10 protein-coding genes are annotated in these 14,026 nt (G+C 69.2%); 5 read left to right on the plus strand and 5 right to left on the minus strand.

Annotated elements, in window-relative coordinates; genetic code table 11:
* Positions 1 to 307: 307 nt before the first annotated feature.
* The 3 genes from menD (at position 308) to QH196_RS16390 (ending at position 4,319) form a co-directional block, all read left to right on the plus strand.
* Positions 308 to 1,939, plus strand: a complete 1,632-nt coding sequence (gene menD / locus QH196_RS16380; RefSeq protein ID WP_280416658.1) for a 2-succinyl-5-enolpyruvyl-6-hydroxy-3-cyclohexene-1-carboxylic-acid synthase — start codon at positions 308 to 310, stop codon at positions 1,937 to 1,939.
* A 372-nt stretch (positions 1,940 to 2,311) separates the two neighbouring features.
* The gene (locus QH196_RS16385) at positions 2,312 to 2,920 is read left to right on the plus strand and encodes a TIGR03086 family metal-binding protein (protein ID WP_280416659.1); all 609 of its coding nucleotides are present in this window, start codon (positions 2,312 to 2,314) and stop codon (positions 2,918 to 2,920) included.
* 718 nt (positions 2,921 to 3,638) lie between these two features.
* A complete protein-coding gene (locus tag QH196_RS16390) occupies positions 3,639 to 4,319 on the plus strand; it encodes a GAP family protein (protein WP_280416660.1) in 681 nt (226 codons plus the stop codon).
* Positions 4,320 to 4,347: 28 nt separating this feature from the next.
* Here the strand turns inward: QH196_RS16390 and QH196_RS16395 are convergent, their stop codons facing one another.
* Positions 4,348 to 4,968 carry a TetR/AcrR family transcriptional regulator gene (locus tag QH196_RS16395; protein WP_280416661.1) on the minus strand — a complete coding sequence of 207 codons (621 nt, stop codon included), beginning with the start codon at positions 4,966 to 4,968 and terminating at the stop codon, positions 4,348 to 4,350.
* 81 nt (positions 4,969 to 5,049) lie between these two features.
* Here QH196_RS16395 and QH196_RS16400 point away from each other — a divergent pair, with 81 nt between their 5' ends.
* Positions 5,050 to 6,102, plus strand: coding sequence for an aldo/keto reductase (locus QH196_RS16400; protein WP_280416662.1), 1,053 nt, complete (start codon positions 5,050 to 5,052; stop codon positions 6,100 to 6,102).
* On the opposite strand, the gene QH196_RS16405 is transcribed toward QH196_RS16400, so the two are convergent.
* The 4 genes from QH196_RS16405 to QH196_RS16420 form a co-directional block, all read right to left on the minus strand.
* The gene (locus QH196_RS16405) at positions 6,096 to 10,514 is read right to left on the minus strand and encodes a bifunctional nitrate reductase/sulfite reductase flavoprotein subunit alpha (RefSeq protein WP_280416663.1); all 4,419 of its coding nucleotides are present in this window, start codon (positions 10,512 to 10,514) and stop codon (positions 6,096 to 6,098) included. The genes QH196_RS16400 and QH196_RS16405 overlap by 7 nt on opposite strands.
* Positions 10,515 to 10,625: 111 nt before the next feature.
* The gene (locus QH196_RS16410) at positions 10,626 to 11,333 is read right to left on the minus strand and encodes a demethylmenaquinone methyltransferase (protein WP_280416664.1); all 708 of its coding nucleotides are present in this window, start codon (positions 11,331 to 11,333) and stop codon (positions 10,626 to 10,628) included.
* Between the two features lie 42 nt (positions 11,334 to 11,375).
* Positions 11,376 to 12,518 carry a glycosyltransferase family 4 protein gene (locus QH196_RS16415; RefSeq protein WP_280416665.1) on the minus strand — a complete coding sequence of 381 codons (1,143 nt, stop codon included), beginning with the start codon at positions 12,516 to 12,518 and terminating at the stop codon, positions 11,376 to 11,378.
* A 5-nt stretch (positions 12,519 to 12,523) separates the two neighbouring features.
* Positions 12,524 to 13,012 carry a DUF3592 domain-containing protein gene (locus QH196_RS16420; protein WP_280416667.1) on the minus strand — a complete coding sequence of 163 codons (489 nt, stop codon included), beginning with the start codon at positions 13,010 to 13,012 and terminating at the stop codon, positions 12,524 to 12,526.
* A 364-nt stretch (positions 13,013 to 13,376) separates the two neighbouring features.
* Between QH196_RS16420 and QH196_RS16425 the strand changes: the two genes are divergently transcribed.
* On the plus strand, positions 13,377 to 13,883 hold the full coding sequence (locus tag QH196_RS16425) for a DUF2505 domain-containing protein (RefSeq protein ID WP_280416666.1): 507 nt from the start codon (positions 13,377 to 13,379) through the stop codon (positions 13,881 to 13,883).
* The last annotated feature ends 143 nt before the right edge of the window (positions 13,884 to 14,026 follow it).

Genomic DNA, 14,026 nt, shown 5'->3' on the forward strand with positions numbered 1-14,026 from the left:
CGGCCGGCGAGCACCAGTGCGAAACGATCGTCGCCGAGACCGTGTATCCCGATATCGGGCCGCAGGCTGCTCACATCGCCGCGGCCGTCGTCCACCGTGAACAGCACTCGGCCGGGGAGGCCGGCCAATCGCGGGGCGGCGCGCCCGCGGGGGGGGCCCCCCCCCCCCCGGGGGGGGCCTCGACGACGAGGTCCCCAACGGGGGAATTCCAGGGGGTTGCGGAAGACCGGGTTCTGTCCGCGAGCGGCCTCGCCGATGTGAGCAGGGTGACGCAGACGCGGCCGCCGGGGTCTGACAGTCTGGAGTCGTGAATCCGTCAACTGCGCAAGCCCGGGTGGTCGTCGACGAACTCGCCCGTGGTGGGGTGCGGGAAGTGGTGCTGTGCCCCGGTTCGCGTAACGCTCCGCTGGCCTTCGCACTGCAGGCGGCCGACGCGGCGGGGCAGCTGCGGCTGCATATGCGCGTCGACGAACGGACGGCCGGATTCCTCGCCGTCGGCCTGGCGATCGCCTCGGGCGCTCCGGTGCCGGTGGTGATGACCTCGGGCACCGCGGTTGCCAATCTCGGCCCGGCGGTCCTGGAGGCCAATTACGCCCGGGTCCCGCTGATCGTGCTCAGCGCCAACCGGCCCTACGAAATGCTCGGTACCGGGGCGAATCAGACAGTCGAACAGCTCGGCCTGTTCGGTAGCCAGGTCCGGGCGACCATCAGCCTCGGCCTCGCCGAAACCGAATCCGGTGCCGAGTATCCACGGCAGAACAGCGTGTGGCGGTCTGCGGTGTGCCGGGTACTGGCCGCCGCGCGGGGCACCCGTTCGGGCAACGCCGGTCCCGTCCATTTCGATATCCCACTGCGGGAACCGTTGGTCCCGGAGCCGGGCGGTACGGAATCCACCCCGCCCGGACGCGGTGTGGACCAGCCGTGGACAGCCACCCAGTACGCGACACTCGACGTTCCACTCGAGATCGACCTCACCCCGGATACCGTCGTGATCTCCGGCCACGGCGCCGGACTGCGCGCCGAGCTCGCCGATCTGCCCACGGTGGCCGAACCCACCGCCCCCGTGCACGGGCCGGCCCTGCACCCGCTTGCGCTGCCGCTGCTGAAACCGCGGCAGGCGATCATCACCGGCCGCCCGACTCTGCATCGGCAGGTGTCGAAGGTGCTGGCCGACCCCGAGGTGACGGTGTACGCGCTGACCACCGGCCCGCGCTGGCCCGATGTCTCGGGCAATGTGGTCGGCACCGGTACCCGGGCGGTGACCAGCGGCGCACCGACCGCGCAGTGGCTGGACCGCTGCCGGGAACTGGACCGGCGGGCCCGCGCCGTGGTGCGCGACGAGTTGGAACGCCATCCCAAACCCACCGGACTGCACGTTGCCGCGGTGATCACCGACGCCTTGCGGGAAGGCGATCAGCTGCTGCTGGGCGCCTCGAATCCGGTCCGCGATGCCGCACTCGTCGCGGCGCCGAAGCCGGGCGTGCGCGTGCTGTCGAATCGCGGCGTCGCGGGTATCGACGGGACGGTGTCGTCCGCGGTAGGCGCCGCCCTGCACCACCGCGGCCGGACCATCGCCCTGATCGGTGACCTCACCTTCCTGCACGATGCGTCCGGTCTGTTGATCGGCCGCGGTGAACCCCGCCCCGACGACCTCACCATCGTGGTCGCCAACGACGACGGCGGCGGTATCTTCGAACTTCTCGAACAGGGCGACCCCCAGTACGCCGGTGTTTTCGAGCGGGTTTTCGGTACCCCGCACGGGATGGACCTCTCCGCGCTCTGCGCGGCGTACCGGATCCCGCACCGGCAGGTGGGCCCGGAGGAGCTGGCCGCCGAACTCGCGGGCTCCGGGTCCGGTTTCCGCGTGCTCGAGGTCCTGACCGATCGCTCCGGGTTGCGGGAGTTGCACGCCGCCGTCCGCGCCAGGATCGATTCCTGAGCTCCTCGCGGACGAGCTCGGCCTCCGGGGCCATGCAGCGCCCCGAGTGCACTTGACCAGGCGTTTCGTGGAAACGCAGCCGTATCCGATGCACAACCCCGGTACGGCGAGCAGGATCGAAGCGCGGATAGGCCTCCTCGTGGGGGTTCGACGCGGACCGGCTCCCTGAATCGGCGTTGCCGCCGGACCGGCCGATTCACGACTGCCCCGGTGGGCGGCCGATGAGTTTCGCCCGCCGTCTCGTGCGGGCCCTTGATTCGGTAGCGCCGCCGGTCGGGCCGATTCACGACTGTCCGAGGCGCTGCGCGGGGCCGATGAGTTTGTGCCCGCAGCCTCGTCTGGACTACAGCAGCCCCGGATCGAGGAGACCGTATGCACCCGGAATTCGACCTGTCGCCCGCGGCGGACGCGCTGGCCGATATCGTCACCGCGATCGACGACACCCAGCTCGACGCGCCCACGCCCGCCGATATCCCCGTCCGCGCGTTGCTCGAACACGTGGAAGGTTTGGCGGAGGCGTTCCGAGCCGCTGCCGCCAAGGAATCACTCGGCGCGTCCGCGGCACCCGAATTCGGTTCCGGTACTGCGCTGTCCGCCGAGTGGCGCACAGCCGTCCCGGCTCGGCTGCGGGCGTTGGTGCAGGCCTGGCGCGAGCCCGCGGCGTGGGACGGGGATACCGAAGCGGGTGGGGTCACGATGCCGGCGCCCGTCACCGCACGGGTTGTGCTGGACGAGATCGTCATCCACGCCTGGGACCTGGCGCGTGCCACCGGCCAGGAACTGAAAGTGGACGACTCCGATCTCGCCGTTCTGCTGGATTTCCTGAAGGACACGCCCGCGGAGGGCACCCCCGGCCTTTTCGGCCCGACCGTGCCGATCGGGTCCGCGGCGCCGGTATTGCACCGGGTGCTGGGGTTCACCGGGCGAGACCCCTTCTGGCTCCCTCGCCACGGTGAGTCGACGAACCGCGTCTCGGGGTAAGTCGGTTCCGGGCGTGTGATCATGCGGGCTACGTCACCGGTCACAGCCCTGTCGATCACTGTGGCCGGGTACATGCCGCGGCCGGGGTTTTCGGCAGCGCGTGTGGCCGAGACGGCGCAACGCACGGCGGACTGATGCACCCTTGCCGAGGTCTGGAGCTCAGGAATCCGAGCGGCCGGTATTCCGCCCGGGCGGATGGCGCCTGCGCTCCGAGGACTCCGGAGATCGCGGGGTACGGTGATCCTGCGCGGCGGGCCGCCGCTTGCTGCCGCTGTAGTGACGTGCGCCGGGCCCTGCAGTGACGTGCGCCGGGGAGGGCCGCCGTAATGAAGTCCGCCGGGCGGGCACCGCTGGCGGGGAGATCCTCGGAATCCTGCTGGCGATCGACCCCGGACTCTGCCGCTGCTCGTCCGCGCACGGGAGCGGAGCTCCCCGAACGGCACCGCGCGGAGGTCAGTGGAGTGCGCCCCCGGCGAGGGCTTGTGGCGTGCCGTCGGCAACCGCGGCAGCCGGCGAAAGCGGACCTGTATCAGTGCACTGTTCCCGAGGCGGGCAGGCGGGCGCACGGTGAGATTGCGGCATTTCATTGCCGGCCGCAGGTAGACATCCGCGGTTTTCCAGCGCCGGGTGCCCGTGCCGGGTTACCGGTGGCGCGCAATGGAGGCGGCTTACCGGCGGCGCGCGATGCCGGTGCGTGACCGCGTAGGCTGGCGGCGCCATGATCGCTCTACTGCTCGCCCTCGCCGGGTTCGCGTTCATAGATTCCCTTGATCTCCTGCTGGTGGGGGTTACCGCGGCGATCGTCGTGGACAGCAGGCTCGCCCGGAAATCACCGGTACCCGGTGGGGCGAGTTTCATCGCCGGGGTTTTCGCGGTCACCACGACTTTCGGGCTGCTGGCGGTGCTGGGGATCGATTTCCTCACCGATCTGGTCGATTTCGAGCTCACGCCGACCATCCGTACCTGGGGCGCTTTGGCTTTCGGTCTCGTCCTGCTCGTGATCGCCGCCGTGCCCGCCGGTGCGCAGGCCGAACCTCCGGCGTGGACGGTGACCATCCGGCGGCGCCCTTGGCTGCTCGGTATGGCAGGTATGGTCATCGGCCTGGCGCAGGCGCCGACGGCGATTCCGTATCTGGCCGGGTTGGCGTTGATATCGGCCCGGGACCCCCTGCCGGCGGTGTGGCCGCTGATCGTCATCGCCTATTGCGCGCTTGCGCTGCTACCGCCGCTGGTGGTGCTCGCGCTGGCGACCCGGCGTACGCGGCGGGCCCAGCGTGTGTACCGATCCGTTCTGCGGGTGGTCACCAGTTATGGCCCGTTGTCGGTGCGTATCGTCTTCGTCCTGCTGGGGCTGGGCCTGATCGGGGCCGCGGCCCTCGATTACGAGCATCTCTGGTGATGCGGGCAGGCCGGCCGGTCGCAGGCGATCAGGTTCCGCTGCGCACGAATACCCCTGCTGCAGCCGCGCGTACCGCGGCCTCCGCCGCGACCTGTGCCGCCTGGTCATCGATCTGGTCGCCGCTGGCCAGCAGACGGTAGTACAGCGGGCCCGAAACGGCGGTGAGCACCGCGCGGGGGTCGGTACCGGGTGGCGCCTCGCCCCGTTCGATGGCGTCGGCGATACAAGGTGACCATTCGGTGAGCCGCACATCGTAGAAACGGCGGAGTGCAACCGCAGCGGCTTCGTCGAAGCTGGCGGCGGCGATCACCGCACGGAAGAGGCGGCTCTGCCGGGGGTCGGTGAGGGTTTTGGCGACCAGGCGGGCGTTGGCCGTGAGGTCGCCGCGCAATGAGCCGGTATCCGCGCGCGGTAGCGATTGTTCGGCCATATCGACGAGCAGATCGGCGGTCAGCCCGGCCGGTGTGCGCCAGCGCCGGTAGACCGTTGTCTTCCCTACTTCGGCCCGGGTGGCGACCTCGGCCAGGTCGAGTCGCGCGAAGCCGTGTTCGGCGAGCAGATCGCCGGCCGCCTCGAGTACTGCGGCGCGGACGCGGGCGGTGCGGCCGCCCGGGCGAACCGATCCTGGACCGGCCTCATCGAGTGTCATAAAGGAACTCCAGTTTCATTTAGTCGTCTATCGGTGTATCTTCGAATTACTAATGACACTCTAGACCCATTAGGAGTCGAGATGGAATACCGCCGCCTGGGAGCCTCCGGCCTGATCGTTCCCGCACTGAGCTTCGGTGCCGGCACCTTCGGGGGCCGCGGGGAACTGTTCGGCGCCTGGGGTGATACCGACGTCGAACAGGCCCGCCGCCTGGTGGATATCAGCCTGGACGCCGGGGTCACGATGTTCGATACCGCCGATGTGTACTCCGACGGTGCCTCCGAGGAGGTGCTCGGCGCCGCCATCCGCGGCCGGCGCGACCGCCTGCTGCTGTCCACCAAGGCGAGCCTGCCCACCGGACCCGGTCCGTTCGATGCGGGTTCGGGCCGCACCCGGCTGATCGGCGCTGTGGAAGCCGCGCTGCGCCGGCTCGGGACCGAACATATCGACCTGTTCCAGTTGCACGCCTTCGACGCCCGGACCCCGGTCGAGGAGGTCCTGCACGCGCTCGACGATCTGGTGCGCGCCGGCAAGATCCGTTACCTGGGCGCCTCCAATTTCGCCGGCTGGCAGCTGATGAAATCGCTGGCCGCCGCCGACCGGCACGGGCTCACCCGCTATATCGCCCACCAGGTGTACTACTCGCTGGCCGGACGTGACTACGAGTGGGAGCTGATGCCACTGGGTGTCGCCGAAGGCGTGGGCGCGGTGGTCTGGAGTCCACTCGGCTGGGGCCGGCTGACCGGCAAGATCCGCCGTGGCCGACCACTGCCCGCGGGCAGCCGGCTGCACCGCACGGCGGAAGCTGGCCCGCCGGTGGACCAGGAACATCTCTACAACGTCGTCGACGCCTTGGACGAGATCGCCGCCGAAACCGGCCGGACCGTCCCGCAGATAGCGCTGAACTGGCTGCTCTCCCGCCCGACGGTCGGCACGGTGATCGTCGGTGCCCGCAACGAGGAGCAGCTACGGCAGAATCTCGGCGCCGTCGGCTGGAAACTCACCGCCGATCAGATCGCGCGGTTGGACGCGGCCAGCGCACTCACCCCGCCCTACCCTTACTACCCGTATTACCGCCTGCCCGATTTCACCCGCCTGAACCCGCCCGCCGTGCCGGTGGCAGCGGTTCAGTAGACGTCACGGACGTAACGCTTCTCGGCCACCAGCTGCTTCTTGAACGCCAGGGCGCCGTCCTCGTCGAGTTTGCCGTGGACACGGGCGATGCGCAGCAGGGCATCGTCGACATCCCCGGCCATCCGGGCGGCGTCACCGCAGACATAGAAGTGGGCGCCCTCGCGCAGCCACGACCACAGTTCCGCGCCGTGTTCGATCATCCGGTGCTGCACGTAGATCCGTTCCCGCTGATCACGGGAGAACGCCAGATCCAGCCGCGAGAGATGGCCGGTCCGGAACATATCCTCGAGTTCGGTGCGGTAGTAGAAATTCTGTGCCGCGTGCTGGTCGCCGAAGAACAACCAGTTCTTCCCGGTGGCGCCGAGAGCGCGGCGTTCGTGCAGGAAACCCCGGAACGGCGCGATACCGGTGCCCGGGCCCACCATGATCATCGGCACGTTCGGATCCAGCGGGGGCCGGAAATGCGGGGAACGCTGCAGGAAGATCGGTACGGCCGCGGCGGCGCGATCGGCCAGGAAAGTGGAGCATACGCCGCCGCGCCGGGCCGCCGAGCCCGCCATCCGCGGATCGCCGTAGCGGACGATCCCGACGGTCAGCTCCACTTCCCGCGGGCTGACCAGTGGGCTGGAGGAGATCGAATACTGGCGTGGTTGCAGCTTTTTCAGGACGTCGAGCCACTCCACGAGGTCGGCGCGGATCGGGAAATCGCGCAGCACGTCCACCAGCTGCCGGTCCCACAGATAGCCGGCCAGTTCGTTGCGGTTATCGCGGCGCAGCAGTTTGGCCAGCCGGTTGCTGGGGTTGCGGCCGGCCACGAATTCCAGCAGGTCCCGGGAGACCTGGGCAATATCGAAATGGGTGCGCAACGCCTGTTCCAGCGGCATCTCGGTATCGCCCGCGGTGACGGTCCGCCCGGCTGCCAAACCCGCCGCGTCGAGGAACTCACCGACCAGCGACGGGCAGTTGCTCGGCCAGACCCCGAGTGAATCACCCACCTCGTAGCGCGCGTCCGTATCGCCGAGATCGAAGGCTATCCGCCGGACCTCCTTGGTGGAGTCGGGAATTGTCAGCACCTCGTTGCGGACCAGTGGTGCCGGGACCGGTAGTGCCCTGGTGAACGGAGCCGGCGTCGGATGCCCCGGGCGTACGGGTGCCCCGCGCTCCAGCAGGCCCGTCGCGGTGGCCACACCGGAACCGGTTCGCCCGCTCGGATTCGCGCCGGCGAACCCTCCCTCCGGCCGCACGAGGATGTCGCCCGCGGGAGCTCGGCCTCCGACACTGCCGGCTGTGACCCCGGCGAAGCTGGTGTCGGTACCCGCGCGCTCGGTCGCGCTTGCCCTGAATCCGGCGGCGGGCGTGCCGGATCGGGTGACCGTGCTTGCGGGGAATTCCGCACCCGTATTCCCACTGCCGCCGCCCGGCTCCGGGGCACCACCGAATGCCGCGATCACCTCGTCGAGCCAATCCGAACCGGGCCCGGCGAAATCCGGTTCGCAGTCCACCCGCGGTAGCAGCCGGGTCGCGCCTCGTTCGGCGAACGCCGTATCGAGCCGCCGGCCGTGGCCGCAGAAATCGTCATAGGAGGAATCGCCCAGGGCGAACACCGCGAACCGTACGCCCGTGAGCCGGTTCGTGCTCTCGTCGAGCCGGGTCCAGAAATCGGCGCCGTTGTCCGGTGGGCCGCCGTCGCCGAACGTACTGCTGACCACCAGGACATCGCCCGTCAGCGCGGTGAGATCGCAGGAATCCATATCGATCAGCCGCGGCCGGTACCCGGCTGCGGTGAGCCGCTGCGCCGCGGTGGCTGCGAATTCCTCGGCATTGCCGGTCTGTGAGGCCCACAGCACCGTCACGGCCGGGCTCGGTGGTTCCGGTACCGCCGCCGAATCCGGATGCCCGGCGCGCGAATACATACCGGCCAGCAGTCCGTCCACCCAGAGCCGGCTCTGCCGCGACACCGGCGCGGTCTCCGGGAGCACCGGCTGCCCCGACACCGGCAAGGATTGCAACGCCGCGAGATATCCACCGAGATAGATCCGCTCGGATTCGCTGAGGGTGGGGGAGGTCGCCGCATCCAGCCCGAGAATCGTCGCGAGCGGATGGTCCCCGGGGCTCGCCGCGAGTTCTTGCCGGCCGTCGGTAGTCGCGGGCGTTTCGGCGGATACCACCGGCGCGACCCGGCGCAACGCGACGGCGCAGGCCTTGAACTCCGGTTGCAGCGAATCGGCGTCCACCACATCGTTGGTGACGGCGTTGACGGTCAGGTATTCGCCCTGTTCGTCGTTCCAGTGGAAGGGCGCGAAACATCCGCCGGGAAGCACCCGGTCGCTGATCCGCACGGGGAGGACGGCGCGGCCGCGCCGGGAGGTGATCTCCAGCTGGTCGCCGGCGGCCAGCCCCAGATCGCGGGCATCGTCGGGATGGACCTCGGCGAACGGTTCCGGGTTCAGTTTGCCGAGCTTGCCGATCCGGCCCGTCTTGGTCATCGAATGCCACTGATGTTGCAGGCGACCGGTGTTGAGCAGGAACGGGTAGTCGTCATCCGGCATTTCCGCCGGCAACAGATGCGGGCGCGGCCAGAAGACCGCTCGCCGGCTGGGGGTGGGGAAGGCCAGGCGTGGCCGGTGCCCGGTGTCGTCGACGAACGGCTCCCCGCCGGCCCCGTCGTTGCGGTAGCGGATCGGGTTGCGGCGCTGCGCCGGGTCGGGGCACGGCCACTGCATGGGGCCCTCGCGCAGCTCGTCGTGACTCATCCCGCGCAGGTCGTAACCGGTGGCCGGATTGGCGAAGCCGCGGATCTCGTCGAACACCTCGGCCGCGGAGCCGTAGTCGAAACCGGAGAAGCCCATGGCGGTCGCCACCTGGGCGATGAGCTGCCAATCCGGGCGCGCGGCGCCGGCCGGTTCGACAGACTGCCGCTGCAAGGTCACGGTGCGTTCGGAATTGACCATCGCGGCATCGGCCTCGGCCCACAGGGTGGCCGGTAACAGCAGGTCGGCATAGGTGTTGGTGGCGGTATCGGTGTAGGCATCCTGGGTGATCACGAGTTCGGCGGCCTCCAGGCCCGCGATCACTGTTTTGCGGTTTGCCACCGTGGCCACCGGATTGGTGCAGATGATCCACGCCGCTTTGATCGTGCCGCCCGCGAGCCGCCGGAACATTTCCACGGTGCCCGGTCCGGCCTCGGCGCGTATGGTGCCCGGCGGCAGGTCCCACGCCGTTTCCACGAACGTCCGATCGGCAGGGGAGAGCACGCTGCGCTGGCCGGGGAGCCCGGGACCCATGTATCCCATTTCCCGGCCGCCCATGGCATTCGGCTGGCCCGTCAGCGAGAAGGGCCCGCTACCCGGGCGGCAGATGGCGCCGGTGGCCAGATGCAGATTGCACAGTGCGTTGGTGTTCCAGGTGCCGTGGGTGGACTGATTCAGCCCCATCGTCCACAGGCTCATCCATTCGCCCGCCGCGCCGATCCAGTGGGCGGCGGTGCGGATATCCGCCTCGGCCAGGCCCGTGATCGCGGCGACCCGATCCGGAGTGTAGGCGGCGAGGAATTCCGGCATCGCGGCCCAGCCCTCGGTGTGCTCGGCGATGAACTGCTCGTCGATATCACCGGCCTCGACCAGCAGGTACAGCAGCCCGTTGAGCAGTGCGAGATCGGTTCCGGGCCGGATCTGCAGGAACAGGTCCGCGCGGGCGGCGGTATCGGTACACCGCGGGTCCACCACGATCAGCTTCGCGCCGGATTTGAGCCGCTCGGACATGCGCAGGAAGAGGATGGGATGGCAATCGGCCATATTCGCGCCGATGACGAAGAACAGGTCGGCCCGATCGAAATCATCGTAGGAACCGGGCGGGCCGTCGGCCCCGAGCGACTGCTTGTAGCCGGTGCCGGCGCTCGCCATGCACAGCCGGGAATTCGCCTCCATGTGTACGGTCCGCAGATACCCTTTGGCGAGCTTCGTCGCCAGATACTGCGCTTCCAGCGACATCTGCCCGGAGGCATACAGTGCGACCGCGTCCGGCCCGTGCTCGTCGAGGATCGCCCGCAACCGCGTCGCGGCCTCGGCCACCGCCTCGTCCACCCCCACCGGTTCCGGTTCGATACCGCGCCGGGGCCGGCGGTACGCGGTGGTCATCCGGCCCGGCGTCCGCATCAGTTCGAGGTGGGTGGCGCCCTTCGTGCACAGCCGCCCGGCATTCGCCGGATGCAATTTATCGCCGGTTACCCGGGCGATCACCGGAGCGCCGGTGGCATCCGGAGTCGTGGTGACCTCGATCCCGCAGCCCACCCCGCAGTACGAGCACGCCGTCCTGGTCGTGCCCGGCTTTCCCGCGGGCCCGACCGGTGGCCCGGCGTGGTCCGACTGCCCGACCGCCTCCGGACCCGACTCGCTCGTGTATCCCTCGGACATGTCTCCGATGGTGCCCGCGAGCCGTTTCCTCGGGTTTGCCCGATGTTATCGCCGCATCACATTCCACTTCACCGGCGAAAATCACAGCTGTGAGGAAAATGAACCGGCGCGTCAGCTCCCGAGCTTGTAGCCCCGGTGCAGGGCGACCACCCCGCCGGTGAGGTTGCGCCATTTCACCCCGGCCCAGCCCGCGTCCGCGACCCGGCGGCCCAGCTGCCGCTGATTCGGCCAGGCCCGGATGGATTCGGCCAGGTAGACGTAGGCGTCCGGATTACTGCTGACCGCCCGCGCGACCCGCGGGAGCGCCTTCATCAGGTACTCCATGTAGATCGTCTTGAACACCGGGATCACCGGGGTGGAGAACTCACAGATCACCAGCCGGCCCCCGGGTTTGGTGACACGCAGCATTTCCCGCATCGCCAGATCGATATCGGCGACATTGCGCAGGCCGAACGAGATCGTCACCGCGTCGAAGGAGTTGTCGGCGAACGGCAGTGCCATGGCATCACCGGCGACCATCGGGACCTTACGGAACCGACCCGCGGCGAGCATGCCCTGGGAGAAATCGGCGGCCACGCACCAGGCACCGGATTTGCCCAGTTCCACGGTGGAGACACCGGTCCCGGCCGCCAGATCGAGGATCTGCTCACCGGGGCGCGGGGCGATGGCCCTACGGGTCATCCACCGCCAATAGCGATCCTGTCCGGCCGAGATCACGGTATTGGTCAGGTCGTATCGTCGCGCCACCCCATCGAACATCGAAGCGACCTCGTGCGGTTGCTTGTCCAGCGAGGCCCGAACCGATTGCGTTTTCGCCACAGCCCGACCCTACTCGGCGCCACTGTCACCACGGCGGGCCGATCAGGCCGAACGCGACAACTGGTATTCGGTGCCGAGCACGTCGGCATAGTGGCCCATGAGTTCGGTGCACAGGGCCGGCCACGTGCGATGTAGCACCGATTTCCGGGCGGCGGCACCGAACCGGGTGCGCACCTGGGGATCGCGCAGGGCGGCGACGGCGCCCGGCAGCAGTTCGGTGAACTCCGCGACCGGCAGCAGGTAGCCGTTGCGGCACGGGGCGATGAGGTCGCGGGGGCCGCCGGCGTCGGGACCGATCACGGGAACACCGCTGGCCAGCGCCTCCTGGACACCCTGGCAGAAGGTTTCGTGTTCACCCGGGTGGACCATCACATCCAAACTGGCGTAGGCCTGCGCCAATTCGTCACCACCGAGTTCGCCGGTGAAGACCGCGCCGGGCAGCATCGCGGCCAGTTTCGGCCGCTGCGGTCCGTCACCGACGATCACCAGTCGAACGTCCGGATCGCGGGCCAGGACCGCGAGCCGCTCCACATGTTTCTCCGGCGCCAGCCGGCCCACGAATCCCACCACGAGCCGATCATTTCCGCCGCGCCACTCGTCGCGTAGTCGCGGGTTGCGGGCCGCCGGGGTGAACCGCGCTGCATCGACCCCGCGTGCCCACCGGTGAACCCGCGGAATCCCGTGCCGGGCCAGGCTCTCCGCCGCGGCGCTCGACGGCGCCAGGGTGCGGGCCGCGCCCTCGTGGATCCGCCTGGTCCAGCCCCAGGCCGCGCGCTCGGCCAGTCCCAGTCCGTAGCTCTTGGCGAAACCCGCCACATCGGTCTGGTACACCGCGACCGTGGGCAGGTCAAGACGCAGCGCGGCGGCCAGACCGCCGGCGCCCAGCAGGAAAGGGGACGCCAGATGCACCACATCGGCACCGAAATCGTCCAGAATCCCCACCATCCCCGGCTGTGGCAGCCCCACGGGCAGCGAACTGATCTTCGGGACCATCACCGCGGGCACCCGGTGCACCGGGAATCTGCCGTGGTGCCGCGGTGCGGGGGGACGTCCGCGCAGCGTATCGGGGGCGATGACGAATGCCTCGTGTCCGTGCCGGTCCAGATGATCCAGCACCCGCAGGACCGAGTTGACGACGCCGTTCATATTCGGGAGGAAGGACTCGGCAACGATGGCTACGCGCACAAGGGTCAGTCTGCGGGGTCGGGGGATCCCGGGACGCGTCGTCGATATGACACCGGATCGAAGATCCGGCGAACACTCATCGAACCGGTTTCCGCACGCAACAGCAGCCACAGTGTGGGCAGCGTCAGCGCCCAGACCGTGGCGAGCACGGACAGCGCCGGCGGTATCGCTACCCGTACATCGCGGCCGGCCACCCGCACCAGGTCGGGGTCGGCGCGGTTGTATTCGACGTTGATGCGTTCGCCCGCGGTCAGGTTGGTCGGGTACAGCACGCCCACTTTGGGATTGTGGGTCACACCGTCCGGGGTGACGTACATCACTGCCGATCGCAATCGGCCGGCGGACAGCACCTCACCCGTCGTTTCGCCCTTGTCGGATTCGATCAGGTAATCGTTGCGCCAGGCCGCGAGAACCAGCAATACCACCAGCACGCTCACCGAAACGGCGGCGATCAGCACACCGACGCGTATCCGTCGCAGCCGTTCGGCCCGCACCGAAGAATCGGGCGGCGCGGACTCTGCGGACACACTCCCCGCCGGGGCGGTTTCCGCCGGCTCCGGCTCCGCCGGTTCACCCAGCTCGTGCACGGGATCGGGCGGCTCGGCCACATCAGCCTGGTCGGGCACGCTACCTCCTTCCGGATTCGATCCCTGTCGGCGTCCGCGACCGGGCGGTGCCGGGCGGTTGCCGCGCCGGCGAAAGCCATGAGACCCGGTCGCCGAGGCGGCGCCCGGGTCGCGGCACCGCAACAGCCTAACGGCGCGTCGTCCGGACCCGGGTTCCGGTGGGATCGGGTGGCTGTGCGCGGCTGGAGCGACGGGCAGGTGAATGTGGCAGGTTCGGCTACTGTGGGCGCTCATGGCCCGTAAATTCGGCTTCACGCTGACCTATCCGATCCCGGTCGCCGAACTCCATGCCGCGCTCACCGGGGAAGAACTGTGGCGCGACCGTTTCGCCGGCGCGCAGACAGCCACGCTCGATCTGACCCATCCGGGCGGGCCGGGCACCGTCCGGCTCGCGATGAGCGAGAAGATCCGCCCGGAAAAGATCCCCGGCATCGTGCGCAAGGTCCTCAAGAGCGATCTGGTCGTCACCCGCGTGGACAACTGGCAGCCGCTGACAGGTGACACCGCCGAGGGCACGTTCGAAGGCACCTCGTCGGCGATCTCCTCGGAGATGGCCGGAACCTACCGGCTCCGGCCCGCCGGTGACGGGTCGGAACTGGAGGTCTCCGGTTCGGTGAAGGTGAAGGTCCCCCTGGTCGGCGGCGCCATCGAACCCCTGGCCGAACAGCTGCAGCGGCGAGTGGTGGAAAGCGAGCGCAAATTCATCCTGAAATGGTTCGCCGAGCGCGCGAACGCCTGATACCCGTTTGCTGGGGCCGCCGGCCGATCGCCGCATTACCCCCCTGAGTATAGCGGGCGGGAAACCGTAACCAGGGGGCCGCCACCCCAACGCCGCCGGATGCCGGAGGGCGGAGCGCCCGCGGGATCCCGCCCCGGACGGGA

The organism is Nocardia carnea (assembly GCF_029868325.1).
GTDB classification, from domain to species: Bacteria; Actinomycetota; Actinomycetes; order Mycobacteriales; family Mycobacteriaceae; genus Nocardia; species Nocardia carnea_C.

What these genes read in the sequence shown, in the direction of transcription:
- QH196_RS16385 (WP_280416659.1), top strand. Translation starts at nt 2,312, where the DNA reads ATGCACCCGGAATTCGACCTGTCGCCCGCGGCGGACGCGCTGGCCGAT.
- QH196_RS16390 (WP_280416660.1), top strand. Translation starts at nt 3,639, where the DNA reads ATGATCGCTCTACTGCTCGCCCTCGCCGGGTTCGCGTTCATAGATTCC.
- QH196_RS16395 (WP_280416661.1), bottom strand. Translation starts at nt 4,968, where the DNA reads ATGACACTCGATGAGGCCGGTCCAGGATCGGTTCGCCCGGGCGGCCGC.
- QH196_RS16400 (WP_280416662.1), top strand. Translation starts at nt 5,050, where the DNA reads ATGGAATACCGCCGCCTGGGAGCCTCCGGCCTGATCGTTCCCGCACTG.
- QH196_RS16405 (WP_280416663.1), bottom strand. Translation starts at nt 10,514, where the DNA reads ATGTCCGAGGGATACACGAGCGAGTCGGGTCCGGAGGCGGTCGGGCAG.
- QH196_RS16425 (WP_280416666.1), top strand. Translation starts at nt 13,377, where the DNA reads ATGGCCCGTAAATTCGGCTTCACGCTGACCTATCCGATCCCGGTCGCC.